Source organism: Streptomyces sp. NPDC045968 (genome assembly GCF_056430475.1).
Map to the genome: position 1 here is coordinate 218,015 of NZ_JBWKLF010000007.1, position 26,356 is coordinate 244,370.

Consider the following 26,356-nt stretch of genomic DNA (forward strand, 5'->3'; position numbering starts at 1 on the left):
CCTACTTCAATTTTTCAGTGCCCAAGCATCGCCGAGTCCTGGTCCACGAGGATGAGCCCAGCACCCTGCCGTTTGGGGCCGCACCCTTTAACTGCCGAAGCCTCAGCAGGTCAGCGCGCCAATGGCTACCCTGCGCGCCAACACCAACGCTCAGTAGGGCCAACTCAAGCGCTAAAGGGCCAACTCGGCCACTCAGTCACACGAGTGTGCCCGAGCGTTTGAGCAGGCCCCTGAGCGCGTAGCCCCACGTACCCTCTTCACCGTGCCAGCCTCACCCCCGCATCACGTCGCCGTCCTCGTGCTCGAAGGTGCGAAGCCCCTCGATGTCGGCATTCCCGCACAGGTGTTCACCACCCGCGCGAGCATGCCGTACGAGGTGCGGGTGTGCGGCGCGGCACCCGGTCTCGTGGCCGGCGGCGACGGCCTGTCGTACTACGTCGCCCACGGCCTCGAGGCACTCGCGTGGGCCGACATCGTCTTCGTTCCCGGCTACCGGCACCCGGACCGTGACGACCCGCCGCAGGCCGTCGTCGACGCGCTGATCGCCGCACACAGCCGGGGCGCGCGGCTCGCCGCCATCTCGACGGGAGCCTTCGCGCTCGCCGCCACGGGCCTGCTCGACGGCAAGCGCGCCACGACGCACTGGCATTACACGCGGGCCCTCGCGGCGAAGCGTCCGCTCGTTCAGGTCGACGCCAACGTGCTGTTCGTCGACGAGGGCAGCGTGCTGACCTCGGCCGGCGCCGCCTCGGGCATCGACCTGTGCCTGCACATTCTGCGCGGCGATCTGGGGGTGTCCGCGTCGAACCACGCGGCGCGGCGCCTGGTGGCGGCCCCCTACCGCAGCGGCGGTCAGGCGCAGTACGTGCCGCGCAGTGTGCCCGAGTCGCTCGACGAGCGGTTCGCCGCCACCCGGGAGTGGGCGCTGCACCGGCTCGGCGAGCCCCTCACCCTCGACGTGCTCGCCCGGCATGCGGCGGTGTCGCCGCGCACGTTCTCGCGGCGCTTCGTCGAGGACACGGGGTACACGCCGATGCAGTGGGTCATGCGAGCCCGCATCGACATGGCCCGTGAGCTGCTCGAACGTTCACAGCGGGGCATCGAGCAGATCGCCGCCGACGTCGGTCTCGGCACCGGTGCGAATCTGCGGCTGCACTTCCAGCGCATCCTCGACACCACGCCGAGCGAGTACCGGCGCACCTTCACCCAGGGACGGTAGCCCGCCGCCACCACGTGGCGTGATCCTTTCGGACCGTGGCGATCACGCCGCTGTCACCGGCGGATGCCGCGCGAGAACCTGAGGGCGAACCCGAAGGGACACACTCATGACTCGCATCGCCATCAACGGATTCGGCCGCATCGGACGCAACGTGCTGCGCGCGCTGCTCGAACGCGACAGCGACCTGGAGATCGTCGCCGTCAACGACCTCACGGAGCCCGCCACCCTCGCGCGGCTGCTCGCCTACGACTCGACGGCGGGCCGGCTCGGCCGCCCGGTGACCGTCGACGGGGACGCCCTCGTCGTCGACGGCCGTCGCATCACCGTGCTGGCCGAGCGCGAACCGGCGAAGCTGCCGTGGGCCGAGCTCGGCGTCGACATCGTGCTTGAGGCGACCGGCCGCTTCACGTCGGCCACGGCCGCCCGCGCCCACATCGACGCGGGCGCGAAGAGGGTTCTCATCAGCGCGCCGGCGGACGGCGCCGATGTCACACTCGCGTTCGGGGTCAACACCGACGCGTACGACCCGGCCGCGCACACGATCGTCTCGAACGCCTCCTGCACGACCAACGCGCTTGCGCCGCTGGCCGCGGTGCTCGACGGCCTTGCCGGCATCGAGCACGGCTTCATGACGACGGTGCACGCCTACACGCAGGAGCAGAACCTGCAGGACGGGCCGCACCGCGACGCCCGCCGCGCCCGCGCGGCCGCTGTCAACATCGTGCCGACCACGACGGGCGCCGCCAAGGCGATCGGCCTCGTGCTGCCGAACCTCGACGGCAAGCTGTCGGGCGACTCGATCCGCGTGCCGGTTCCGGTGGGATCGATCGTGGAACTCAATACGACCGTGGCGCGCGACGTGACGCGCGAGGACGTGCTGGCGGCGTACCGCGCCGCGGCGCAGGGGCCACTCGCGGGTGTACTCGAGTACTCGGACGACCCGCTCGTGTCCTCCGACATCACGGGCAATCCGGCCTCGTCGATCTTCGACTCGGCGCTCACCCGCGTCGACGGCCGCCACGTCAAGGTGGTCGCCTGGTACGACAACGAGTGGGGCTTCTCGAACCGCGTGATCGATACGCTCGAACTCCTCGCCGCCGGCTGACCGGAAACCGGTGAGCCCCCAATCGCCGGACGGGCTTGACTTGCAAGCCCGTCCGGCGAATCGGACACCGCTGGACAGGACCGGTCAGTCGCACCGGCCGCACAAATATCCGCGCCCCACAGCCGACCGGGGGCTGGTCAGCCCCGGCACAGGCGCCCACCGGCCGCGGTGCGCCCGGTGCTGCGGCGGACCGTACGGCGACTGCCAGGCCGGCCGCCCGGTTCGACCCGGGCCGCCCACGTCACGGCGCGGTGCGACCGGGTCCTGGAGCCATTCGGCTGCCGGGCCGGACGCGCACCTGTGGCAGCGGCGGAGAACGATCAGCAGGCAAGTGGGCACGACCACCCAGTTCTTGGACACAGAGATACACCGGTTCCAGTGAGAAGACCGCAGCGAAAAGGAGCACGTCGCACAGGTGCGACGCGCGACGGATCAGCGCTCGGGGGGTCTCACTTGGTGTACATCGGCACGTCCTTGACGGGGCGACTGCGGGCGGGAGCACGGTAACGGCACACGGGAGTGCGGCTCCACTGATTTCTGGCCTGAGACGATCAGCAGGAACGAACGAATGAACGCAGAGGTGGAAACATGATCGTTCTGGTACTGCTCGGCGTCCTGGCGCTTGCTGTCGGCGGATGCGTGTGTGTGGTGTGGGCGGAGCGGGGCGGGCCCCGCTGGGTCCGTGTGGTGGCGGCCTTGACGCTCGCCGCAGGCAAGGCGGTGGGCCGCTCCGAGAGGAAACGGCGCCGGGGCCTCAACGGGACCACCGGTGACGGCGGTTAGAGGCGAACGCCCGCACGAGCGGCCCCGGCCGACTGGGGCTTGCGCCGTCGGCAACCCAAGGGGCCCCCGTGCCGTCCACTTCCTCCGCTTCCTCCGCCGCATCCGGTTCCGGTCGGTCAGTTCCGCCACGTCTGTGGCGGGATCCCGACTTCCGCAGACTCTGGGCGGGCCAGACGGCCTCCCAACTCGGCGAACACACCACCCTGATCGTCCTCCCGCTCTTCGCCGTCCTGACGCTCGACGCCGGCGCCGGCGAGTTGGGGGTCCTGCGCGCGGTGGGGCAGGCACCGATCCTGTTGCTCTCGCTCTTCGTCGGTGCCTGGGTGGACCGGTGGCGGACCCGCACGGTGATGGTGCTGACGGACGCCGGCCGGACCCTGATACTGGGCGCCGCCGCCGCGGCCGCTCTCCTGGGCCGGCTCGGCCTGCCCGCGCTGTTCTTGGTCACCTTCGCCGTCGGGGCGCTGTCCGTGTTCTTCGACGTGGCCTACCAGGCGTCTCTCGTACGGCTGGTGAAACGCGATCAGTTGCTCCAGGGCAACAGCGCGCTCGAGGGCAGCCGGTCCGCCGCACAGATCGGCGGGCCCGCCCTCGGCGGGGCGTTGGTGTCACTCCTGTCGGCGTCGATCGCCGCGGCCTCCAGCGCGTTGTTCTTCGCGCTGTCGTTCCTGTCGATCCGGCGGATACGCAGGACCGAATCGGTCCCGGAGCGCTCGGAACGTCCCCCTCGGGTAGGGCGACGTATCCATGAGGGCCTCCGCTTCGTCGTCCGCGACACCTCGCTGCGGAGCGTGTGCCTCGCCTCGGCCGCCTTCCAGTTCTCCTTCGCGGCCATGATGACCGTCTATCTGCTCTTCCTGCCGCGGGAACTGCACCTGTCGGGCGCCACCGTCGGGCTGGCGCTCGCGGCGACGGGACCAGGCGCACTGGTGGGCTCGATGCTGGCCGCCCGCCTGCCGGGCCGGTTCGGTTACGGCACGGTGCTCGTGTCCGCGGCGGCACTCGGCGACGGCGTGTTCCTGTGTGTGCCCGCGCTGCACGGCTCCTCCGCTCCGACGGTTTCCGCGCTGCTGGCGATCAACTTCGTGTTCGGGACCGCCGGCCAGTTGGTGAATGTCACGGTCATGGCGGTGCGGCAGGCCGTCACTCCGGACGGAATGCAGGGCCGCGCGGCCGCGACGATCACGTTCGTCGGCATGGGGATGGCCCCGCTCGGCTCCCTGCTCGGCGGCTTTCTCGCGATGGAGTGGGGGCTGCGCACCAGCCTCCTGGTGACGGCCGCGGGCATGATGCTGTCCCCGGTGATGATGGGTCTGTCGCCGCTCGCCCGCCTGGGACGGACGCTTCCCGCCCGGACTGCTGGGCGATCCGGTCAGTAGCCCGCCGGGCGCACCAGCCCCGTCTCGTACGCGTGGACCGCGGCCTGGGTGCGGTCGCGCAGGGACAGTTTGACGAGAATGCGGCTCACATGGGTCTTCACCGTCTGTTCGGCGACCACCAGGCGTACCGCTATCTCCGCGTTCGACAGTCCGTGCGCGATCAGGGACAGCACCTCCGTCTCGCGCTGTGTCAGGTCTCCGAGGCGGTCCTTGAGGGGTGCGCGGGGAGCTTCGGCCAGCCGGGAGTACTCGGCGATCAGCCGCTTGGTGATGTTCGGGGCGAGCAGGGCCTCACCGGCCGCCACCACCCGTACCGCATGGGCCAGTTCGGCCGCCGACGCGTCCTTCAGGAGGAAGCCGGACGCGCCCGCGCGCAGCGCTTCGTACACGTACTCGTCGAGGTCGAAGGTGGTCAGGACGAGGACCTTGACGGTGGCGTCGGGCTCCGCCGTGACGCGGCGGGTCGCCTCGATGCCGCCGAGACCGGGCATCCGGATGTCCATCAGGACGACGTCGGGGGCCAGTTCGGCCACCTTGGCCACCGCGTCGAGGCCGTCCATGGCCTGGCCGACGACCTCGATGCCCGGCTCTGCGTCGAGCAGCACGGTGAACCCCTGGCGGACCATCATCTGGTCGTCGGCGATCAGCACGCGGATGGTCATACGGGGTCCTCCAGGGGAAGCGTGGCCACGACTTCGTAACCGCCCTCGGCGGTGGGGCCGTTGGCGAAGTCTCCGCCCAGCATGACGGTACGTTCCCGCATGCCGAGCAGTCCGTGACCCGCGCCCCGCGAGGGGGCGGGCGCGCGGTCGGGTGCGGTGTTGGTGACGCGGACGGTGACCGCCGCCGAGTGGTAGCCGGTCTCCACCCGTACGCGCGCTCCGGGCGCGTGGCGCATCACGTTGCTCAGCGCCTCCTGCACGATGCGGAACGCCGACAGTTCGACGCCCGGCGAGAGCGGCCGGCGTTCTCCCGTCGACTCGGTGACGACCGCGATCCCGGCGCCGCGTACCGCGCCGACGAGCTCCTCCAGCCGGTCGAGCGTGGGCTGCGGCGCGTGCCGCGCGCCTTCGGAGACCGCGTCCTCCGTGCGCAGCACGCCCAGAACCCGGCGCAGTTCGGTGAGCGCGTCCACGGCGTTCTGGCGGATGGAGGCGAGGTTCTCCCGCAGTGCGTCGGAGGGGTCCTCGACCAGGTGCGGGGCGACCTGTGCCTGGATGGAGATCACGGTCATGTGATGGGCGACCACGTCGTGCAGCTCGCGGGCGATCCGGTTGCGTTCTTCGAGCAGGGTGCGCCGGGCCCGTTCCCCGGCGGTCAGTTCCGCCTGGACGACGAGCTGGCCGCGGGCCACCCGGATGCCGCGCAGCGCGGCGCCGAGCACCGTCGCGACGAGGAAGAAGGGGATGGCCCGTTCGGCGTTGTAGTTGTGTGCCTGGGTGGTGAAGGTGAGGCAGGCCGCCCCCGTGAGGACGGTGAGGGCCAGCGCACGCACCGCACTCCACGGCCGCACCCGCGACGCCACCAGGAACAGCACCGCGCTCATCAGGGCGATCGCGGAAATGGACCAGGGGTACAGGATGTCCCGGTGGACCAGCGGTTCCGACAGGCGGGCGGTGACGACCGTGAGGACCACCGACGCCCACCAGGCCGGCATGGGCCGGGACATCGCGGCGATGAGTGCCGCCGACTGGAGCACGGGGATCAGCACGGCGTACCAGGTGATCGCCTGGCCTTCCCGGCCGAAGGAGCTCACGTTCATCACGCCGAGGGCCACCGCGAGCAGCACCAGCACCATCCAGAACACCGGGCGCCAGACCGGCCAGCCCGGCTCCCCCATGCGCGGCAGCGGGTCGGCGGCCCCCGTCCACATGTCCTCGCGCAGGGTGCGCGGCAACCTCCGTATCGCGGTCGTCAGCCGCTTCCCCGTACCCGCCCCCGTCAGCTTCACGTGATGCACCTTAGGCACTGTGCGCCTCCACCGATCGGTCGGGGCGCGCCTCGCGCACCACCCGGGAGCTGCCGGGCCGCCCCTGTTCGTACGTACGGAACGCCGCCCAGCACGCCAGCAGGGCCACCGCGAACACCGGCAGCCAGGCCAGTCTGGCGAGCACCCAGGCCGCACCGGCCGGGACGGTGTGCAGTCCCGGCAGCGGGCCGCCCGCGAGCAGGCCGGTCGCGGTGACCGCGATCATGGCGGTCTGGTGCCAGAGGAAGATGGTCATCGCGGAGAGGTTGGCCAGGGCCACCGCGGCCCAGGCGGCGGGCCGGGCGAGCACGCGCCGCAACGGGCCGAGGAGCAACAGGGCCGCGCCGCACTGGGCGAGGCCGAAGGTCACGGCGGCGAGGGTGGGCGGGTTGAGGTTGGAGACCGCGGCGCCGGGCACGCCGACCATGGACGCCGGGTAGCCGGCGAACAGGACGAGGAGCAGGGTGGCGACCGCTCCCCCGGCCAGCAGGACCCATCCCGTCGTACGCCCCCGCAGTCCGCCCCGGGCCCAGGCGGCGCCCAGGCAGTACGGGACCAGCCAGCCGGCCGCCACATTGATCCAGCCGAGCGCGGCGGGTGCGTCGGCCCCGAAGCGCAGCAGGTCGACGTGGAGCACGACGACGAGCGGCCACAGCGGATGAACCTTCGCCACCAGCGGGGTGGCGGCGGTCAGTACCGCGTAGACGAGCAGGAACCAGAGGGGCGAAAGGACCAGCTTGCAGAGCGTGTACAGGGTTGCGTGGCCGACGCCCGCCGCCGCCATCGCGCCCACCGCCACCGCCCAGACGGCGAGCAGAGCGGCGGCCGGCCGGAACAGCCGGGCCAGCCGGGCGCCGAGCCACCGCCGGTAGGGCGTCCCCTGGGCGCGGGCCGATGCGTACCCTTGCGCGCCCATGCGTCCGCCGACCAGGAAGAACACGGCGAGCGTCTGGAACACCCAGGAGACGGGGATCAGTTGGGGCATGTGCTGAAGGGGGCTCGCGGCCCGCACCGTGCCGCTGTCGGCGACCAGGGCGGTCACCAGCCAGTGACCCATGACCACTCCGAGGATGGCGAGGGCCCGTAGGGCGTCGACGGCGCGGTCACGGCCGGGCGGGGTCGCGGCCTCGATGGTCCGTACGAGGTCACGCATCGTGGCGCCCCTCGTTCACGGCCTGCCGGTTCACGATCCGGGCCATGGCGCGCAGCGGTACGGAACCGGGGCGGAGGTAGTCGCTGTGGCCGCCGGGTCCCGCGTCGAAGACCCTGGCCCCGAAGGCGGGCGACACGGGGTCGGCCCCGAAGCCGACGGTCGTGAAGCCGAGCGGGAGCCTCGTGTGCGGGACCTCGGCGATCCAGTCGTCGCCGCCGCGGCCCGCCCACACGGTGGCCGCGGTGTGCAGGCTCCGCACGTTCTCGGCGCCGGTACCGGGACTGCCGTACAGCACGATGTTCGCGACCGGGAGGCCCGCGGCGGCCCGGGCGCAGACGACCGAACCGTAGGAGTGGCAGAGCAGCGTGGTGCGTGAGCCGGGCGCGGAGTCGCTCAACTCCCGTATGAAACGAGCGAGTCGGGGGGCTGCCGCGGTTGCGCTCCCGTCCGTCAGGATCTGGCGGCTCACGGTGCCCGGGGGCTTGTAGCCGAGCCAGGCGACGACCGCCGCGCCGTCGCCGAGTTCGCGCCGCAGCGCTTCCGCGCCGGCGCCGAGGCGTCCGTACGAGTCGAGGCTGGTGTCCGAACCGGGCACGAGCACGGCGATGCGCCGGGCGCGTGCGAGGTCCCCGAAGACTTCGGTGGTACGGCCACCGTCGCGTCCGTCGAAGGAGAGGAACCGGCGGTCCGGGCCCGCCATGGCGCGCAGGACGGCCGCCCGTCGCCGGTCGCCGTGGCCGGTGGCCGCACGCTCGGCCGCCCGGATGCCCGCGCGGCTGGCGGCGTACCGCTCGCCGAGGGCGGCCGGCGTCGCGGACCCGAGCGGGCCGAGGTCGGCCGGGGCGGGCGCGGGGACGGCCGCGGGCCCGGCGGCGCCCGACACCGGCACCGCCACCGAAGCGGCGACGAGGGCGGCGAGGAGCGTGCGGCGCAGTCGGCTGGTGCGTGGGCGGGTCGCCATGGAGAGTGGTCCTTCCGTACCGGATGCGGTGTGTGCTTCCGGTGCCGAAGGTATGGATCAGCCCTTGTGGTCGGCGTCCCGCTGGAGGGTGCACCTGCTGGGTAGCTCTCAGGTACTACGGGTAGGGGGTGGCCCGCCGGGTTCGCGTCCCGTGGCCTTCAGTCCCCGCCGGCCCTCTGTGCCGTTCGCGTCCCGTGGCCTTCAGTCCCCACCGGCCCTCTGTGCCGTGCGCGTCCCCGCCGCCCGGCCCTCGGTACCGTTCGCGTCCGGTCACAGCGCCGCGTACACCGCGTCGATCAGCGCCAGCTTGCGCGGGTCGTCGGCGATGCCCGGGCCCATCCGGTTCATGACGTAGCCGATCGCGACTCCGGCCTCCGGGTCGGCGAGACCGCAGGAACCGCCCGCGCCGTCGTGGCCGAAGGCCCGGGGGTTGGGGCCGTAGGAGCGGTTCGGGCCGCTGAGCCAGAGGCCGAGCCCGATCTCGGTGTCGTGCGCGAAGCCCGCGCCCAGCACCAGGTCCCGGCAGCTTCCCTGGCCCTCGCGGACCCGCTCGGCCGCCTCCTCGGACAGAATCCGCCTGCCGTCGAAGGTGCCACGCCCCGCGAAGATGCCGTACAGGGCCGCCACCGCGCGGGCCGTTCCGTGGCCGTTGGCCGCGGGGATCTCGGCGGCCCGCCACTCCCGCGTGTTCGCCGCGGCCGCGCCCGTCGGCGGGTTGGCCAGTGAGGCGATGGCGACCGGCTCCAGCTGCGCGAAGAACGCGGACGCCGCACCCGTCACCGCCGGCGGCCGGACCAGTTCGGCGGCCCGCCCCGCCTCCTTCTCGGGGAGACCGACGGTGAAGTCGATGCCGAGCGGGCCCGTGACCTCCTGGTGGAGGAAGGCACCCGGCAGGAGTCCGGTGATCCGACGGACGACCTCGCCGACCAGGAAGCCGTAGGTGAGCGCGTGGTAGCCGGAGCGGGTTCCCGGCTCCCACCAGGGCTCGGTCGCGGCCAGCCGGGCGGTGGTCAGTTCCCAGTCGTAGAGCTCGGCCAGGGTGTGCGGCTCCCGGAGCCCCGCCAGGCCCGCGCGGTGCGAGAGCAGGTCCCGTACGCGGACGGACTCCTTGCCCGCTGCGGCGAATTCCGGCCAGTACGCGGCGACGGGAGCATCGAGGTCGAGCAGGCCCCGGTCGACGAGTATGTGCGCGCAGAGCGCGGTCGGGCCCTTGGTCGTGGACCAGACGTTGACCAGGGTGTCCCGCTCCCAGGGGCGGGTACGGGCCCGGTCGGCCCAGCCGGCCCAGAGGTCGGCCACGGGGACGCCGTCGACGAGGACGGTGACGGCCGCGCCCAGCTCCTCGCGCTCCGCGAAGTTCTCCTCGAAGGCGGCGCGCACCGCGGCGAATCGGTCGTGGCAGTGACCGTGGATCTGCGGCACGTCGGGCTCCTCGTATCGCGCACAGCCTGGTGGCTTCGGTGAGCCGCAACATACCGACTGGTCGGACAGGCCGGAAGAGGTGGGCGCGCTTCCGTTCAGCGCGGTGCCGCTTCCAGGCTCAGGCTCCAGCGCCCCGGCCCTCCGGTGAGCGTGACCGTGGACAGCGGCCGGACGTCGACGTTCCAGTACGTGGCGGGCGGGGCCTTGAGCGCGTAGACGAGGGCGGCCCGCACGACCGAGGGTTCCGCGACCGCGACGATGAATCCGTCGCAGGCCGGGCGGGTGTCGAGCCAGCCCCCTATCCGCGAGATGAAGGCCATCAGCGGCTCACCGCCGTGCGGGGCGGAGCGCGGATCGGAGAGCCAGGCGTCGACCGCGACCGGTTCGCGGGCGGCGACCTCGGCCAGGGTCCAGCCGCGCCAGCGGCCCATGTCGCAGTCGCGCAGCGCGGGTTGCGCCATCGGCGCGAAGCCGAGCGCGTCGCCGGTGGCACGGCTGCGCGGGGTCGGTGAGCAGTAGCGCAGTTCGGCGGCGCCGAGCGGCAGGAGGGTGTGCGCGGTGAGCTGGATCTCGTGCCAGCCGGCGTGGTCGAGCGGCCGGTCGTCCTCGAAGCGCTCAGCGAGCAGGGCGGAGCTGCGCGCGGCGGCGACCAGAGAGACTCGAGCACTCATGGCCGCGATCGTGGAGCCGAACGCCACGCCGGTCAAGGGGGCGGTACGGACGGGCCGGGCGGGACGGGCCCCGCTCGCTCAGGGCCTGGGTCGGCCGGAAATCGCCTGGTGATCTACCGGACGGGCTTGCTTTTCAAGCCCACCCGGGCGGTGGCGCGAGGCCCGCCCCGGCCCCGCCCTCGCACGAGCCCCGTCACCCCGCGCCCGCAGCGTCGCGGAGTTCGTCGCAGGCGGTGCGCAGGCGGCGTACGCCCTCGGTGATCTCGGCCGGTCCGGAGACCGCGCAGAAGCTCAGCCGGATACGGCCCGCCGGTGCCTCCGCGCAGAAGTACGGCCGGCCGGGGGCGACGGCGACGCCCGCGCGCAGCGCCGCGGAGACCACCACGGACTCCGCCGTGTCGGTCCACGCGTCGGGAAGGCCCAGCCAGAGGCTGCCGCCACCCGACGGGATGTGGGGCAGGGTCAGTTCGGGCAGTTCCAGCCGGAGCGCGGTCGTCATCGCGGTGCGGCGCTCCTTCAACGCGGCCGCGACAGTGCGCAGATGGCGGCTCCAGGAGGGCGAGCCGACCAGTTCGAGCGCGGCCTCCTGGAGGGGCCGGGGGACGAAGAAGCTGTCGACGACCTGGATGGCGCGCAGGCGCTCCAGCACGGGCCCGCGGGCGGCCAGGGCCCCGACGCGGAGGCTGGGCGAGGTGATCTTGGTGAGGGAGCAGACGTGGATGACGACCCCGTCCTCGTCCTGGGCCATGAGCGGCTCGGGCAGCGGTCCCGCGTCCTCGTGGACGAGACGGCGGGCGAAGTCGTCCTCGACGACGAAGGCGCCCGACTCGCGTGCGATCCGGACGACCTCCCCCCGGCGTTCGGGCGCCAGCACGGCACCGGTCGGGTTCTGGAACAGCGGCTGGCAGACGAAGACCCGGGCACCCGTCGCCCGGAACGCGGCGGCGAGCAGATCAGGCCGTACGCCGTCGGCGTCGCCCGGCACCGGCACGGGGCGCAGACCGGTGGCGCGGGCCGCCGCCAGCATGCCCGGGTAGGTGGGCGACTCGACGAGGACGGGCGCTCCGGGCGGGGCGAGGGCCCGCAGGGCGGTGGCCAGGGCGCTCTGGCCACCCGCGGTGATCAGTACGTCGGCGCCGGTCACGGCCGGGCCGATCTCCCGGGCGAACCAGGCCCGCAGCTCGGGAAGCCCGTCCGTGGGCGGGCGGCCCCAGGCCCCGGGGCGGCGCCCGGCGCGGGCCAGTGCGGCGGCCATGGCGCGCTCGGGCTGGAGCGAGGAGTGAAGGTAGCCGCCGTTGAACTCGATCACGCCGGGCGGCGGGGCGGCGAGCGTGACCAGCACGCCGGAGGCGTCGACGGTACGCGGCACCACTTCGGCGCCTCCGTCGGCGCTGAGCGACACCTCCTGCCAGGAGGTGTCGCCGGGCGGGCGCACGGCGGTACGGGGCTGCGCCCGGAACGCCCCGGCGCCGGGCCGGGTGACGACCAGTCCCTCGGCGGCAAGCTGCGCGATGGCCCGCGAGACGGTCACCGGGCTCACCCGGAAACGCTCCACCAGGGCGCGGCTCGACGGCAGCTTTCCACCTGGTGAGTAGCGGTCGAGTTCACCGCGGAGAGATTCTGCCAGCTCGGCCACACTGCTACGCTCATGCATGACAGCAGAGAATAGCGCTACTCACCGTACTGCGATAGCAGTTGAGTCTCCGGCCGACCGCCCCGCCGGAGCCGGTGCGGACCGCCCGGCGGGCCGCGCAGCCGCCGATGAGCACGCCCCGGCCGGAGGCAACGGGACACTTCTCGCCGTGCTCGGTGTGGTCGCCTTCTCCCTGACCTTCCCCTCCACGGCCTGGGGCCTGGAGAGCTTCGGCCCCTGGTCGCTGGTCGCCCTGCGCAGCCTGCTCGCCGCGGCCATCGCCGGAACCATGCTGCTGGCGGGCCGGGTGCCGTTGCCCGAGCGCCGGCACTGGTGCGGCCTCGCCGTCGTCGCGGGTGGCGTGGTGGTGGGCTTCCCGCTGCTGACCACGCTGGCCCTCCAGACCACGACGACCTCGCACGCGGCCGTCGTGGTGGGGCTGCTGCCCCTGACCACCGCGGTGTTCTCCTCGCTGCGCACCGGCTCGCGCCCGCCGCGCGCGTTCTGGGTCGCGGCCCTGGCCGGTGCCGCCGTGGTGATCGCGTTCACCGTGCAACAGAGCGGCGGGGCGCTCTCCGCCGGTGACCTCTATCTGTTCGGGGCCCTGCTGGTGTGCGCCGCCGGATACACCGAGGGCGGCAGGCTGGCCGGTGTCATGCCGGGCTGGCAGGTGATCGGCTGGGCCCTGATCCTCGCCCTGCCGCTCGCGGTGGCGGGCGCCGCGATCGCGCTGCCCTTCGAACCGGTGCGGCTGACGGCACACGGTGTCATCGGCCTGGTCTGGGTGGCGGCGGGTTCCACGTTCGTCGGCCTGTACATCTGGTACCGGGGTATGGCGGAGATCGGGGTGGCGCGGGCCAGCCAGCTCCAGCTGGCGCAGCCGCTGCTGACGCTGGCCTGGTCGGCCCTGCTGCTCGGCGAGGAGATCCCGGCGGCCGCTCCGGTGGCCGCGGTCGCCGTGCTCGTCTGCATCGCGGTCACCCAGCGCGCAGGGGCCACGGCCGCCCGACGGTCATAGACTTGTCGACAGGGACCGCCACCCGTGAGGAGGTCACTCCCGATGGAGGCACACACCGGCGACCGGCTGCTGATACACGGCAGGACCGTGGGACAGCACGACAGAGTCGCAGAGATCATCGAAGTGCTCGGTGCCGGGGGCACTCCTCCGTACCGGCTGCGCTATGACGACGGACACGAATCCATCAAGTCTCCCGGCCCGGACTGTGTCGTGCGGCACTCGCCCACGCAGGACAAACAGGGGTAGAACCGGGATCGCACACCGGGGACCTCCGAGTGGGGTCCCCGGCCCATGCCCGCCACCGCACGAGCCGTCGCCGCCCTCCCCCCGCCACCGCACGAGCCGTCGCCACCCTCCCCCCGCCGCCGCACGAGCCGTCGCCACCCTTCCCCCGCCGACCGCCCGCGTGACGGGGATCACGCCGCTCCGCCGACGGTACGACCCCCAGGTCACGGGCTCCCGATCACGGAGTAACGTCGTGGGGTCGAGGCGGGCACCGGAACCGGACGGGAACCTGCGACACAGGGATCAGCGAAAGGCACGAGGTGACGGACTCTATGGCCGACATTGCACGCGTCGGAGTGGTGGGCTGTGGCCAGATGGGCGCGGGCATCGCGGAGGTGTGCGCCCGCAGCGGCCTTCAGGTCATGGTGGCGGAGACCACCGGCGAGGCGCTGGAGATCGGCCGCACCCGGCTGCACAACTCCCTCTCGAAGGCCGCCGAACGCGGCAAGATCACCGAGGAGGAGCGGGACGAGACGCTCGGCCGCCTCAGCTTCACCACCGACCTGGGTGAGTTCGCCGACCGCGATCTCGTCATCGAGGCCGTCGTGGAGAACGAGCAGGTCAAGACCGAGATCTTCCAGGTGCTCGACCAGGTGGTGGTCCGGCAGGACGCGATCCTGGCCTCCAACACCTCGTCCATCCCGCTGGTGAAGCTGGCCGTCGCGACCTCGCGCCCCGACCAGGTCATCGGCATCCACTTCTTCAACCCGGCGCCGGTGCAGAAGCTCGTCGAGCTGATCCCCGCGCTGACCACCTCCGACGAGACGGTGAAGCGCGCGGAGGCGCTGGTCCAGGACGTCCTGGGCAAGCACCCGATCCGCGCGCAGGACCGCTCCGGCTTCGTCGTGAACGCCCTGCTGATCCCGTATCTGCTCTCCGCGATCCGGATGTTCGAGTCGGGCATCGCCAGCCGCGAGGACATCGACAACGGCATGGAGATGGGCTGCGCCCACCCGATGGGGCCGCTGAAGCTCGCCGACCTGATCGGCCTGGACACCGTGGCCTCGGTCGCCGACTCGATGTACGCCGAGTACAAGGAGCCGCTGTACGCCGCTCCCCCGCTGCTCCAGCGCATGGTGGACGCGGGCCGCCTCGGCCGCAAGACGGGCTCGGGCTTCTACCCGTACGACTGATCTGCCGCACGCTCACGAAGGGCCGGCCGGGGCACACCCCGGCCGGCCCTTCGCGCGTGCCGGTTCCCGTCAGCCCAGCCGCATGTGATGGAGCATCAGCAGTCCGGCCGCCATGTTGGCCGCGGGCACCTCGCCGCGGGCGACCATGTCGGGCACCAGCTTGAGCGGCACCCATTCGCGGCGCGAGGACTCGAAGCCGTCCGTCGGAGCTCCGGTGTACGTGGCCTCCCTGGACCAGTAGAGATGGTGCCTGGCGTCGACGAGACCGTTGGCGGGCTCCACCGTCATCAGCGGCTCCAGCTCACCCGGGCGCCAGCCGGTCTCCTCCTCCATCTCACGGGCGGCTGCGGAGGCGATGTCCTCGCCGTCCTCGACCACGCCCGCCGCGAGTTCCCAGCCCCAGCTGTCGGTGATGAAGCGGTGCCGCCACAGCAGCAGCACCTCGTTGGCCTCGTTGACGACGGTCGCCGCCGCGACCGGGCGGAGCCGGATGACGAAATGATCGAGGTGCCGTCCGTCCGGGAGGACGACATCCGCCAGATTGACCCGGAACCAACGGTTTTGATACACCGTGTGCTCGTTTAAGTTCATCCACTGCACAGTTCTGCCACCTTCCGACAAGTCGATGGCAATATCGGAGCAGGGACAGCCCGCCAGGGGAACGGACGGCGGCCTTCCGGGGGAAGCTCACAGCGGCACGCGCAGCGCTCCGTCGATGATCCCGGCCGCCTCTTCGGCCTCGGCGCAGCCGCTCGCCGCCAGCTGTTCGCGGACCGAGCGGAGCCGGTCGCGCAGCCGCCGGGACTCCATGCCCCTGGCGCGTTCGGCCATGTCCGAGGCCGTGCGCGCCGCCCGGTCCGCCTCTCCCTGCCGCAGCTCGATATGGGTGAGCATCGCCAGCCGGTGCACCTGACCGCGGTCGTGTGCCGGGGTACGCACGGCTGTCGCCGCGTGCTCCCGGGCACCCGTCAGGTCCCCGAGGCCGAGTAGCGCCTCGGCCACCTGCACATTGACCAGGCCCGGCTGGACGTACCCCGTCTCGTCCGGTTCCCGGCCCGGGTGGATGCGGTCGGCCTCCGCCTCAGCGCGGCGGATGCACGTACGGGCGTTGTGGCCGTCGCCGAGATGCGCGTACGCCTTGGCCTGCATCGCGTACAGATCGGCCGCCAGCGCCGGTGTGATGTGGGTGCCCGCCGCCCGCAGCGCGGCCTCGGCGAACGCGACGGACCGGCGGTATTCGGCCAGGAAGAGGGACTGGTTGACCAGCAACGCGATCACATAGCCGCCCAGCCCCCGGTCACCACTGGCCTTGGCGAGGCGCAACGCCTGGTGGAAGTAGCGCTGGGCGAGACCGTGGGCGTCGGAGTCGTACGCGCAGATGCCGGCGACGGCCACGAGTCCGCCGGCCGCCCGGTGCAGCTGCCGCCCCGTCGTGTCGCTGTAGCCGCCGCGCAACAGCGGCGCCGTCTCGGCGTTGAGGAAGCCGACGATGCGCGAGCGGGTCGCGATGCCGCCGGCCTTGCGGTACATCTGCTCGTAGTGCGCGCGGGCCGCGCGGAGCATCACGATGTCCGCCGGACTCACGCGGGCCGGGCCCGGCCGGGAGACGTCGGCGTCCTCGGGCGGGTTCTCCCACTCCCAGACGGGCATCACCGCCGTCGTGCCGGTGACGGCGGACGCGCCCACGACATGCGGGCGCCGCTGTTCGTCGGAACGCCACAGCGCGGTGGCCCGCTCGACGAATCCGGTGAGGGTGGAACCGTGCACCACCGCGTTCCCGCCGCAGGGCCCCATGCCGATGTCGTCCAGGGTGAGGGCGCGGTGCAGGCGCGCCCCGAGGACGTCGCAGATCAGATCGGGCACCTGCCCGCGCGGGCGTTGTCCCTTGAGCCAGCGGGCCACCGCCGTGTGCTCGTACCGCAGGTCCAGACCGCGGGCCCGGCCGGCCCCGTTGACATGGCCGGCGAGGCCGGCCCGGGACACGCCGGCCTCGTCGATCAGGGATTCGAGCAGGATGTTGGGCTCCATTGCCCCCCCAGTTGCGCGTCGCACCGAGCCTAGTGCAGCACGATTCACACGGGGTGTGAACGGAATGCCCGAACCGTCCTGCCGCGCGCTCTGTCGCGCCGTGGGGCGAATCGGTTGACTGGGTCGTCTCGCAAGAGGCGGCCGGGTCGTCGGCTCCCCCTCGTACAGACCGACGACCCGCACCCGCGCCGTCCGCTCTGCCGACCTGCCCGACACTCCGTGGCAGCGCGGACGGCGCCGGATCGCACGACCCACTGCCCACGGAACGGAGGGTGGCTGCGGGTCGGCCCGCAACCGGGTTCCCCCGGGCCCGGGCCGGGTCCGCGTGCGGTCCCCCGCCCGACGGCGAGCACGCAGGAGGGGCGCATCCGGTGGCCGGATACGCCCCTCCTCGCTGTCAGCTCCCGGCGGCTGCCCGCCGCAGTGGTGCTCCTACGCGCCGCGCAGCACCGCGCCGGTCCGCTCGGCGGCCAGTGCGACCGCCGCGTCACGGGCGGCCGATGCCTCCTCGACGGTCAGCGTGCGGTCCGCGGCACGGAACCTCAGCGCGTACGCCAGGGACTTCTTGCCCTCGCCGATCTGGTCGCCGGTGAAGACGTCGAACAGCCGCAGGGATTCGAGGAGTTCGCCCGCCCCCTCGCGCAGCGCACGCTCCACGTCGGCGGCGGTCACCTCCTGCCCGACGATCAGCGCGACGTCCTGGGTCGCGACCGGGAAGGCCGAGATCCGCGGCGCCTGGAGGGCGCCGTCGACGGCCTGCTCCAGGACGTCGAGCTCGACCTCCATGGCGCAGGTGCGCTCCGGCAGGTGGAGCTCCTTGATGACCCGCGGGTGGAGCTCACCCGCGTGCCCGAAGAGCGTCTCCTCGCCGTTCACCGTGACGTACAGCGCGGCGCAGCGGCCGGGGTGCCACGGCGCGTGCTGATCGCTCCGGACGGTCAGCTCGACGCCCGCCTCACGGGCGATCGTGCGGGCCGCCTCGATGGAGTCCGCCCAGTCGGCCGGGCGGCCCGCTCCCCACCAGCCGGCCTGCTCGCGGGCGCCCGCGAGGACGACGGCGGCGCGGCGCGGCTGACGCGGCAGCGCCGCGTCGAGCCCGGCGATCTCCTCGTCCGTCGGACGGCGGTCGACGGGAAGCCGGACGGCCCGCGTCTCGGTGCCGGTCGGCCGGAAGACCAGACCGGTCTCGAAGAGCGCGAGGTCGTGGCTGCCGCGGCCGTCGTTGCGCCGCAGCGCGCCGAGAAGACCCGGCAGCAGCGTGGTGCGCAGCGCCGGCTCCTCGTCGGAGAGCGGGTTGACGAGTGTGACCGTACGGCGGCGGGCGTCGTCCTTGTCCAGACCGAGCTGGTCGAGGACGGCGTCACCGATGAACGGGTAGCTCAGCGCCTCGACGTAGCCCGCTCCGGCGAGCGCCCGGCCGATGCGGCGGTGCAGCCGCTGACGGTCGGTGAGCCCGCGGCCGGACGGCGGCGTCGGCAGGGTCGACGGAAGGTTCTCGTAGCCCTCCAGCCGGATGACCTCTTCGGCGAGGTCGTTCGGCTCGGCGAGGTCGGGGCGCCAGGAAGGCACCGTGACGATCAGCTCGTCCTGCCCGTAGACGTCGCAGCCGACCTCCTGGAGGCGGCGTACGACGGTCTCCCGGCCGTACGCGACTCCGGCCACCCGGTCGGGGTGGTCGGCGGGCATGGCGATGGTGCGGGGCGCGGACGGGGCGCTGATCTCGGTGACACCCGCCTCGGCGGTGCCTCCGGCGAGGAGGACCAGCAGGTCCACGGTGCGCTGCGCGGCGGCGGCGGCCGCGGCCGGGTCGACGCCGCGCTCGAAGCGCTTGGACGCCTCGGAGGACAGCTTGTGGCGGCGCGCGGTGCGGGCGATGGAGATCGCGTCGAAGTGCGCCGCCTCGATGACGACTGAGGTGGTGGTGTGCTCACCGGCCGCGGCGTCCGCGATCTCGGTGTTGGCGCCGCCCATGACGCCCGCGAGGCCGATCGGCCCGCGGTTGTCGGTGATGACGAGGTCCTCGGCGTCCAGGACCCGGACGGTGCCGTCGAGCGTGGTGAGCTTCTCGCCCTGCTGGGCGCGGCGCACCCCGATCGGTCCGTCGACGAGCGTCCGGTCGTAGGCGTGCAGCGGCTGGCCGAGTTCGAGCATCACGTAGTTGGTGATGTCGACGGCGAGCGAGATCGGGCGCATCCCGGCCTTCTGCAGACGGCGCTGCATCCAGATCGGGGAACGGGCCTCGGGCTCCAGACCGACCACGGTGCGGGCGGTGAAGCGGTCGCAGCCGAAGGGGTCGGACACCTTGACCGCGTAGCCGAACGCGTTCGGCGCGGGTACGTCGAGGAGGGCCGGGTCGCGCAGCGGCAGCCCGTACGCGATGGCCGTCTCACGGGCGACGCCGCGCATGGAGAGGCAGTAGCCCCGGTCCGGCGTGACGGCGATGTCGAGGACCTCGTCGACGAGCTCCAGGAGCTCGATCGCGTCGGTGCCGACCTCGTGCTCAGGCGGGAGCACGATGATGCCGTGCGTACCGTCGTCGCCCATGCCGAGCTCGTCGGTGGAGCAGATCATCCCGTGGGAGGTCTTGCCATACGTCTGACGTGCGGCGATGGCGAAGTCGCCGGGCAGGACGGCACCGGGCAGGACCACGACGACCTTGTCGCCGACGGAGAAGTTACGGGCTCCGCAGACGATCTCCTGCGGTTCGCCGGTGCCGTTGGCCGTGCCGACGTCGACCGTGCAGAAGCGGATGGGCTTCTTGAAGCCCTCCAGCTCCTCGATGGTCAGGACCTGTCCGACGACCAGCGGGCCCTTGAGGCCGGCGCCGATCTGCTCGACGGTCTCGACCTCCAGACCCACGGCGACGAGCTTGGCCTGTACCTCACGGCCGGTCGCCGTCGCCGGCAGGTCGACGTACTCCCGCAGCCAGGAAAGCGGGACGCGCATCAGATCTCCATCCCGAACGGCCGGGTGAACCGGACGTCACCCTCGACCATGTCTCGCATGTCTTCGACGTTGTGGCGGAACATCAGCATCCGCTCGATGCCGAACCCGAAGGCGAATCCGCTGTACTTCTCGGGGTCGACACCGCAGGCGACGAGCACCTTGGGGTTGACCATGCCGCAGCCGCCCAGCTCGATCCAGCCCTCGCTGCCGCAGGTGCGGCAGGGGCGGTCCGGGTTGCCGACGGACTCGCCGCGGCAGACGTAGCAGACCATGTCCATCTCGGCGGACGGCTCGGTGAACGGGAAGAAGTTCGGCCGAAGCCGGGTCTTCATGTCCGGGCCGAAGAGCGCCTGGACCATGTGGTCGAGGGTGCCCTTGAGGTCGGCCATGGTGAGGCCCTCGTCGACGGCCAGCAGCTCGATCTGGTGGAAGACCGGGGTGTGCGTGGCGTCGAGCTCGTCGGTGCGGTAGACCCGGCCGGGGCAGACCACGTAGACGGGGGGCTTCCTGCTGAGCAGGGAGCGGGCCTGGACCGGCGAGGTGTGCGTACGCAGCACGATGCCGGACTCGTCGCCCGTGGTCGGCTTGCCGTCGGGCGTGGTGCCCTGGACGAAGAACGTGTCCTGCATCTGCCGGGCCGGGTGGTCGGGCACGAAGTTCAGGGCGTCGAAGTTGAACCACTCCGCCTCGACCTCGGGGCCCTCGGCGATCTCGTAGCCCATCCCCACGAAGACGTCGGCGACGCGCTCCATGATCGTGGTCAGCGGGTGCCGCGCGCCTGCCGGGGTGCGGTCGTACGGCAGGGTGACGTCGACCGCCTCCTCGACCAGGACCCGGGCGTCCCGCTCGGCCTCCAGCTCCGTCTGACGGGCTGCGAGCGCCTTGGAGACGGCGCCGCGGGCCTGGCCCACGCGCTTGCCCGCCTCGGCCTTGGCCTGCGGCGGCAGCGCGCCGATCTCCCGGTTGGCGAGCGACAGGGGCGAGGTACCACCGGTGTGCGCGGTCTTCGCCTGGGCGAGCGCGTCGAGGTCGCCGGCGGCCGCGAAGGCGGCGAACGCCTCGTCCCGCATGCGCTCGATCTCTTCCGGTTTCAGTGCCTCGACCTCGACTGGGTCGTACGACTTGTTCGGTGCCGACATCTCTTCCCGTGCTTCCGATTGGCTGATACTGCTCTTACCGGGGGATACCCCCGGACCCCCGTGGCCCCGCTCGACGCCTGGAGGACACAAAGGTGCCAAAGGTCGAGTCTAAGGGCCCCATGGAGGCGAAGAAGCCTGTGGGCGGCTCACGCCAGGTAGGCGGGAGCGCTCACAGGCAGGATAAATCGGAATTCGGCGCCGCCGCCGGGTCCCCGGTCGACGGTGATCGTGCCGCCGTGCGCCTCGACGATGCCCTTGACGATGTACAGGCCCAGGCCCGTGCCGCCGCGCTTGCTCCCCCGCCAGAAGCGGGTGAAGACACGGCCCATCGACTCCTCGGGGATGCCGGGACCTTCGTCGCTCACGGTGACTGCCGTTCCTGTCTCGTCACTCTTCGCCGGCGCGGGTGCGGGGGCGATCTCAATGGTGACGGTTCCCTCGCCGTGGCGCACCGCGTTTTCGAGGAGGTTGCCGAGGACCTGATCGACCTTGTCGGGGTCGGCCCACAGCGCGGGCAGCGGCCGCCGGGTGCGTACGAGGAAGCGGTCGGGCGCCTGACCGGTGGCGATGTGGGCCTGGACGTGGCGTTCCACGGCGGCGGAGATGTCCACGGGCTGGCGGCGCAGCTCCAGGCGGCCGGAGTCGATCCGGGAGATGTCGAGCAGTTCGGCGATGAGCCGGGTGACGCGGTTGGCGTCGGCGTCGACCGTCTCCAGCATCAGCCGCTTCTGGTCGTCGGTGAACCGCTCCCACTTGGCGAGCAGGGTCGCGGTGAAGCCCTTGACCGAGGTCAGCGGCGAGCGCAGCTCATGGGCGACGGTGGCGATCAGTTCGGCGTGGCTGAGCTCGGTGCGGCGGCGGGCCTCGGTGCCGCGCAGGGAGACCACCAGGCGGCGCACCGGCCCGGTCGGGCTCTCGCGTACGTACCGCGCGGAGACCAGGACCTCGCGCCCGCCGGGCAGGAGCAGATTCCGCTCCGGCTGGCCGACGCGGGTGGCCAGTCCCCCGTACGGATCGGTAAGGGTCCACCAGCGTCTGCCCTTGAGGTCTTCGAGGGGCAGCGCGTGCTCCAGCGGGCGGCCGAGTGCGGCGGCCCGCGGAGTGGCGGTGATCCGGGCCGCGGCGGAGTTGAAGCAGATGACCCTGCCGGTCTCGTCGGCGACGACCAGGCCGTCGGGCAGATCGTCCGGGTCGAGGTCACCAGGTCCGATGACGGTGACGGGCTCCTCCCGCGGGGCGGGTTCGGCGCGCGCGACGGCCGTGTGCGTCTCCCGCGGCCTGCTCATGCCGACTGCCATATTCCCGTACCCCACCTCTCGAACCGGTGCAGTGGGCCCCCGAGTTCGTCACCCTACTAGTCGTCGGGGAACGAGCGACACCCTGCGGGATCGAATGGCCGACGATCCCCGGGCGCCAGGGTCTAGAGGCCCGTACGCCGAGGGCGCTGGGCGCGTGCGGAGGCGTACAGGCACACGGCCGCCGCCGTCGCGAGGTTGAGGCTCTCCGCCTTGCCGTGGATCGGCACCCGGACCACCGCGTCGGCCAGGGCCCGCGTCTCCTCGGGGAGCCCCCACGCCTCGTTGCCGAAGACCCAGGCGGTCGGCCCGCCCATGGTGCCGGCGTCCAGCTCGTCGTCGAGGTCGTCGTCGCCCGCGCCGTCCGCGGCGAGGATGCGCACGCCCGCGTCCCGCAGCCCGCGCACCGCCTGCTCGACGGGCACGCCCACGGCGACCGGCAGATGGAACAGCGAACCGACGGACGCCCGGACCGACTTGGGGTTGTAGAGGTCCACGGACGCGTCGGTCAGCACGACGGCGTCGGCGCCGGCCGCGTCGGCGCAGCGCAGCACCGTACCGGCGTTCCCCGGGTCACGGACGTTGGCGAGCACGGCGACCAGCTTCGGCTTCGCGGCGAGGATGTCCTCGAACGGCGAGTCGAGGAAGCGGCAGACCCCGATGAGGCCCTGCGGGGTGACGGTCTGGGACACGTCGGCGAGTACGTCGCCGTCGGCGAGGTGGACCCGGGCGCCCGCGGTGTGGGCGGCGTCGACGATGTCGGCGTAGCGCTCGGCGGCCTCGACGGTGGCGAAGAGCTCGATCAGTGTCGGCTCACCGTCGCCGCCCCGGTGCCCCGCGGCCTCGCGCACGGCCTGCGGCCCCTCGGCGATGAACCTGCGCTCCTTGCCGCGGAAGTTTCGCTTGGCCAGCCGCCGGGCGGCCGCGACGCGCGGCGATCGCGAGGAGATCAGTTCGGGGGTGCCCATGGTCGGCGGCAGCCTCTCTGCGTACGGAGGAACGAAAGCGGGGGTGCAACGCACCGGACCCGCAGACGGCTGGCGCCTGCGGGTCCGGCTCGGAAACCTGGAAGGACTGCCTGGATCAGGCGGCCTTCGGGGCGTTGACGTCGCTCGGGAGGGCCTTCTGGGCCACCTCGACGAGCGCGGCGAACGCGTTGGCGTCGTTGACCGCGAGCTCGGCCAGGATCTTGCGGTCCACCTCGATGTTGGCGGCCTTCAGACCCTGGATGAGGCGGTTGTACGTCATGCCGTTCTGGCGGGCAGCGGCGTTGATGCGCTGGATCCACAGCTGACGGAAGTCGCCCTTGCGCTTCTTGCGGTCGTTGTAGTTGTAGACCAGGGAGTGGGTGACCTGCTCCTTGGCCTTGCGGTACAGGCGCGAACGCTGACCGCGGTAGCCCTTGGCCGCCTCGAGGATTGCCCGGCGCTTCTTGTGGGCGTTGACTGCCCGCTTGACGCGTGCCACTTGTTAACTCCTTGTAGCGGGGCCGTGGTTGAACCCACACGGCCCGGAAACGAATTGGTCCCGGTCGGATCGAGATCGCGCCCCCGGATCAGCGGGGGCGGCGACTCACTTGCCGAGAAGCTTCTTGATCTTCTTGGCGTCGGCCGGAGCCACGACGACCGTGCCGGTCAGCGAGCGGGTCTTCTTGGACGACTTGTGCTCGAGCAGGTGGCGCTTGCCGGCCTTCTCGCGGAGCACCTTGCCGGAGCCGGTGATCTTGAAGCGCTTGCTGGCACCGCTGTGCGTCTTGTTCTTCGGCATCGCGCCGTTCTCTCCTCGTCAGTGGCGCCCCTCTCGGTGCGGGGCACCGGACTGCAGGGGCGTCAGATCATTGGTGGGATTTTCCGGGGGGATCTGGGGGCGCCTGGATGGCAGCCCCCAGAGGTCACGCCTCGGAAGGTGTCTCGGCCTGAGCCTCGGCCGCTTCGGCCGGAGCCTCGGCTGCGTCGCCCTCGGACTCGGCGTCGTGGGCGTAACCCTGACGCTCCGCCTTGCGGGCGGCCTGGGCCTCACGGGCCTCGGCCATGGCTTCGGTCTTCTTCTTGTGCGGGCCCAGAACCATGATCATGTTCCGGCCGTCCTGCTTCGGGTTGGACTCGATGAAACCGAGGTCCTCGACATCCGAAGCGAGACGCTGGAGCAGTCGGAAGCCCAGTTCGGGGCGGGACTGCTCACGACCACGGAACATGATCGTGATCTTGACCTTGTCACCCTGCTTGAGGAACCGAACGACGTGACCCTTCTTGGTGTCATAGTCGTGCGGGTCGATCTTCGGCCGGAGCTTCATTTCCTTGATGACCGTGTGCGCCTGGTTCTTGCGCGCCTCACGGGCCTTCATGGCCGACTCGTACTTGAACTTCCCGTAGTCCATGAGCTTGCACACGGGGGGACGGGCTGTCGCCGCCACCTCGACCAGGTCGAGGTCGTACTCCTGTGCGAGCTCCAGGGCCTTGGCAAGCGGAACAATCCCGACCTGCTCGCCGCTGGGACCGACAAGTCGCACCTCGGGAACGCGAATCCGGTCGTTGATGCGGGGCTCGGCGCTGATGGATCCTCCTCGGTAGCACCACGCGGACCGCCTGGCGGACAGTTGCGTAGTGTCTGTTTCGAAAGACCAACCGTGACGGGACACGAAAAATGCCCCGGACGGGACACAGGCGGGGCTCCTGGGAATACCGGAACACCGCCGCGGTCAACCGCGGGGCGCATCGGGCAGCTCCATCGTCCGTACGGAACGATGGGCGCCACCTGACCGGTGACCCGCCGTCCCGGAGGACGGTCAGGTGGGAGATCGGAGCCTCCACTTGTGGGCCGAGCACATAGGTGTCCGGCCGGTCGTTACACAAGGTTAGCAGCTTCGGGGTGGTGCTGCTAACCCGCGAGGCGTCGTGGGCCGGGGCCGGGCACGGAGCGTCTCCCGCAGTCGGGGACGTCTGAGCATGGCCTTATCGTGTGGGACATGAGTGACGCGACCCCCCGCAGTGAATCCCCCGGCTTCGACGACATGGCCCGCGACATCGCGGAGGTCCCCGCGGTCGAGGTGATCGTGACGGTCGCCGTCAACCTGATGAGCGCAGCCGCCGTGAAGCTTGGCCTGACCGAGGACGGCGACCAGCACAAGGACCTGGACGAGGCCCGCAAGCTGGTGCAGGCCCTGGCCGGCCTGCTGGACGCGAGCACCACCGAGATCAGCACCTTCCACGCGTCACCGCTGCGCGACGGCCTGAAGTCGCTGCAGCTGGCGTTCCGCGAGGCGTCGCTCGTCCCGGACGAGCCCGGCCAGGGCCCGGGCGAGAAGTACACCGGTCCGGTCTACGGCTAGTCCGTCCGGTAAGCCGCCTCTCCCACACGTCCCGGTCGTTCCGGCGAAGCGAGCCCGCCGCCTGTCACAGGCGGCGGGCTCGCTTCGTGTGTGCCGGGGAGATCAGCGGGTGAACAAGGGCGTGTTCGGTGCGGCGGCGCCGGCGGGCAGCAGCGCCAGGTCCAGGCCCCGTACCAGCCTGGCCCGCAGGTCCTCGCTGGCCGCCAGGGCCCCTGCCAGCCGCTGCACGGCCTCGGCGGGAACGGCGTCCGGGGCGAGGACCACGGCGACGATGCCGTCGGCCGGGCCGGGACCGAGGTGGGCGCGCAGCACGGCGGGCTCGGCGGCGACGACGTCCCGTACCGCGGCGACGACCGCCGGGTCGTCGAGCGGGTCCGCGCTGGCCCGGTTCTCGGCGAGGGCGCGCAGGGCGGAGCCGGTCAGTTCGAAGGCCACGGGGCCCGCGAGGTCGAGCACCACGGTGTCCGCCTTCTCGTGCGCGGCGGCCTGGAGCGCCTGGTGCAGGGGTACGGCGACGGGGCGGGCCTCCGGGTCCCAGAGGGCCAGCGACGCGGTGGACGTGAAGGCGGGCAGGGCGCGCCGGTCACCGGCTTGCAGGGTCGGGACCGCCATATCGCTGGTCTTCTCACGGCGCAGTCCCCTCTCGTCCTCCTCCACCTCGCCGAGCACGGCGACGACGGGAACGAGCAGCCGGGCACCGAGCAGTGCTTCGAGGACCGGGCCGACGGCCTTGCGGTCCTGGGACCACGCGGCGAGCGCCGCGGTCAGCTCGGGAGCGGCCGTGCCGTCGTCGTCGGAGAAACCGGGGTCCGGGATGTTCTTGAGCGCCACGTGACGAGCGTAGTGGGTCCGCTGTCCCACCTGGGCGACAGGTCGGGCGCGGGGCGCT

25 protein-coding genes are annotated in these 26,356 nt (G+C 72.1%); 8 read left to right on the forward strand and 17 right to left on the reverse strand.

Annotated elements, in window-relative coordinates:
* Window positions 1-262 precede the first annotated feature (262 nt).
* The 4 genes from AC07FA_RS21520 (at window position 263) to AC07FA_RS21535 (ending at window position 4,486) form a co-directional block, all read left to right on the forward strand.
* Window positions 263-1,219, forward strand: coding sequence for a GlxA family transcriptional regulator (locus AC07FA_RS21520; RefSeq protein ID WP_479077492.1), 957 nt, complete (start codon window positions 263-265; stop codon window positions 1,217-1,219).
* 106 nt (window positions 1,220-1,325) lie between these two features.
* The gene (gene gap / locus AC07FA_RS21525; RefSeq protein WP_479077493.1) at window positions 1,326-2,324 is read left to right on the forward strand and encodes a type I glyceraldehyde-3-phosphate dehydrogenase; all 999 of its coding nucleotides are present in this window, start codon (window positions 1,326-1,328) and stop codon (window positions 2,322-2,324) included.
* Between the two features lie 588 nt (window positions 2,325-2,912).
* Entirely contained in the window at window positions 2,913-3,107 is a 195-nt protein-coding gene (locus AC07FA_RS21530; RefSeq protein ID WP_479077494.1) for a hypothetical protein, read from the forward strand.
* Window positions 3,108-3,175: 68 nt separating this feature from the next.
* Entirely contained in the window at window positions 3,176-4,486 is a 1,311-nt protein-coding gene (locus AC07FA_RS21535; protein WP_479077495.1) for an MFS transporter, read from the forward strand.
* On the opposite strand, the gene AC07FA_RS21540 is transcribed toward AC07FA_RS21535, so the two are convergent.
* From AC07FA_RS21540 to AC07FA_RS21570, 7 genes are all read right to left on the reverse strand, one after another.
* Complete coding sequence (locus AC07FA_RS21540) at window positions 4,480-5,148, reverse strand: response regulator (protein ID WP_479077496.1); 669 nt, start codon at window positions 5,146-5,148, stop codon at window positions 4,480-4,482. The two genes, AC07FA_RS21535 and AC07FA_RS21540, sit on opposite strands and share 7 nt — an antisense overlap.
* The gene (locus AC07FA_RS21545; RefSeq protein WP_479077497.1) at window positions 5,145-6,437 is read right to left on the reverse strand and encodes a sensor histidine kinase; all 1,293 of its coding nucleotides are present in this window, start codon (window positions 6,435-6,437) and stop codon (window positions 5,145-5,147) included. The genes AC07FA_RS21540 and AC07FA_RS21545 overlap by 4 nt, the downstream gene beginning before the upstream one ends.
* A gap of 10 nt (window positions 6,438-6,447) precedes the next feature.
* On the reverse strand, window positions 6,448-7,608 hold the full coding sequence (locus AC07FA_RS21550) for an acyltransferase family protein (RefSeq protein ID WP_479077498.1): 1,161 nt from the start codon (window positions 7,606-7,608) through the stop codon (window positions 6,448-6,450).
* The gene (locus tag AC07FA_RS21555) at window positions 7,601-8,569 is read right to left on the reverse strand and encodes an alpha/beta hydrolase (protein WP_479077499.1); all 969 of its coding nucleotides are present in this window, start codon (window positions 8,567-8,569) and stop codon (window positions 7,601-7,603) included. Before AC07FA_RS21555 ends, AC07FA_RS21550 begins: the two co-directional genes overlap by 8 nt.
* Window positions 8,570-8,839: 270 nt before the next feature.
* Window positions 8,840-9,991 carry a serine hydrolase domain-containing protein gene (locus tag AC07FA_RS21560; protein WP_479077500.1) on the reverse strand — a complete coding sequence of 384 codons (1,152 nt, stop codon included), beginning with the start codon at window positions 9,989-9,991 and terminating at the stop codon, window positions 8,840-8,842.
* Between the two features lie 95 nt (window positions 9,992-10,086).
* Window positions 10,087-10,662 carry a histidine phosphatase family protein gene (locus AC07FA_RS21565; RefSeq protein ID WP_479077501.1) on the reverse strand — a complete coding sequence of 192 codons (576 nt, stop codon included), beginning with the start codon at window positions 10,660-10,662 and terminating at the stop codon, window positions 10,087-10,089.
* Between the two features lie 193 nt (window positions 10,663-10,855).
* A complete protein-coding gene (locus tag AC07FA_RS21570) occupies window positions 10,856-12,316 on the reverse strand; it encodes an aminotransferase-like domain-containing protein (RefSeq protein ID WP_479077502.1) in 1,461 nt (486 codons plus the stop codon).
* Here AC07FA_RS21570 and AC07FA_RS21575 point away from each other — a divergent pair.
* From AC07FA_RS21575 to AC07FA_RS21585, 3 genes are all read left to right on the forward strand, one after another.
* Window positions 12,315-13,313 (forward strand): DMT family transporter, encoded by a 999-nt coding sequence (locus tag AC07FA_RS21575; RefSeq protein WP_479077503.1) that lies wholly within the window; start codon window positions 12,315-12,317, stop codon window positions 13,311-13,313. The two genes, AC07FA_RS21570 and AC07FA_RS21575, sit on opposite strands and share 2 nt — an antisense overlap.
* A 42-nt stretch (window positions 13,314-13,355) precedes the next feature.
* Entirely contained in the window at window positions 13,356-13,559 is a 204-nt protein-coding gene (locus tag AC07FA_RS21580) for a DUF1918 domain-containing protein (RefSeq protein WP_479077504.1), read from the forward strand.
* A 311-nt stretch (window positions 13,560-13,870) separates the two neighbouring features.
* A complete protein-coding gene (locus AC07FA_RS21585) occupies window positions 13,871-14,731 on the forward strand; it encodes a 3-hydroxybutyryl-CoA dehydrogenase (RefSeq protein WP_479077505.1) in 861 nt (286 codons plus the stop codon).
* A gap of 69 nt (window positions 14,732-14,800) precedes the next feature.
* Here the strand turns inward: AC07FA_RS21585 and AC07FA_RS21590 are convergent, their stop codons facing one another.
* The 9 genes from AC07FA_RS21590 to infC form a co-directional block, all read right to left on the reverse strand.
* Window positions 14,801-15,331, reverse strand: coding sequence for an NUDIX hydrolase (locus AC07FA_RS21590; RefSeq protein ID WP_479077506.1), 531 nt, complete (start codon window positions 15,329-15,331; stop codon window positions 14,801-14,803).
* 87 nt (window positions 15,332-15,418) lie between these two features.
* Window positions 15,419-16,759 carry a transcriptional regulator gene (locus tag AC07FA_RS21595; RefSeq protein ID WP_479077507.1) on the reverse strand — a complete coding sequence of 447 codons (1,341 nt, stop codon included), beginning with the start codon at window positions 16,757-16,759 and terminating at the stop codon, window positions 15,419-15,421.
* A 432-nt stretch (window positions 16,760-17,191) separates the two neighbouring features.
* A complete protein-coding gene (gene pheT, locus AC07FA_RS21600; protein WP_479077509.1) occupies window positions 17,192-19,705 on the reverse strand; it encodes a phenylalanine--tRNA ligase subunit beta in 2,514 nt (837 codons plus the stop codon).
* Window positions 19,705-20,844, reverse strand: a complete 1,140-nt coding sequence (pheS, locus tag AC07FA_RS21605; protein WP_479077511.1) for a phenylalanine--tRNA ligase subunit alpha — start codon at window positions 20,842-20,844, stop codon at window positions 19,705-19,707. Before pheS ends, pheT begins: the two co-directional genes overlap by 1 nt.
* A gap of 146 nt (window positions 20,845-20,990) precedes the next feature.
* On the reverse strand, window positions 20,991-22,142 hold the full coding sequence (locus AC07FA_RS21610; protein ID WP_479077512.1) for a sensor histidine kinase: 1,152 nt from the start codon (window positions 22,140-22,142) through the stop codon (window positions 20,991-20,993).
* 122 nt (window positions 22,143-22,264) lie between these two features.
* On the reverse strand, window positions 22,265-23,107 hold the full coding sequence (locus tag AC07FA_RS21615; protein ID WP_479077513.1) for a TrmH family RNA methyltransferase: 843 nt from the start codon (window positions 23,105-23,107) through the stop codon (window positions 22,265-22,267).
* A 115-nt stretch (window positions 23,108-23,222) separates the two neighbouring features.
* Window positions 23,223-23,606, reverse strand: a complete 384-nt coding sequence (gene rplT, locus AC07FA_RS21620; protein WP_007457565.1) for a 50S ribosomal protein L20 — start codon at window positions 23,604-23,606, stop codon at window positions 23,223-23,225.
* A gap of 105 nt (window positions 23,607-23,711) precedes the next feature.
* Window positions 23,712-23,906, reverse strand: coding sequence for a 50S ribosomal protein L35 (rpmI, locus tag AC07FA_RS21625; RefSeq protein WP_030918579.1), 195 nt, complete (start codon window positions 23,904-23,906; stop codon window positions 23,712-23,714).
* A gap of 124 nt (window positions 23,907-24,030) precedes the next feature.
* Complete coding sequence (infC, locus tag AC07FA_RS21630; RefSeq protein WP_479077787.1) at window positions 24,031-24,735, reverse strand: translation initiation factor IF-3; 705 nt, start codon at window positions 24,733-24,735, stop codon at window positions 24,031-24,033.
* Window positions 24,736-25,104: 369 nt separating this feature from the next.
* Here infC and AC07FA_RS21635 point away from each other — a divergent pair, with 369 nt between their 5' ends.
* Entirely contained in the window at window positions 25,105-25,467 is a 363-nt protein-coding gene (locus tag AC07FA_RS21635; RefSeq protein WP_328909159.1) for a DUF1844 domain-containing protein, read from the forward strand.
* Window positions 25,468-25,569: 102 nt separating this feature from the next.
* Here AC07FA_RS21635 and AC07FA_RS21640 read toward each other — a convergent pair whose 3' ends face one another.
* Window positions 25,570-26,298, reverse strand: coding sequence for an SseB family protein (locus tag AC07FA_RS21640; RefSeq protein WP_479077515.1), 729 nt, complete (start codon window positions 26,296-26,298; stop codon window positions 25,570-25,572).
* Window positions 26,299-26,356: the final 58 nt, after the last annotated feature.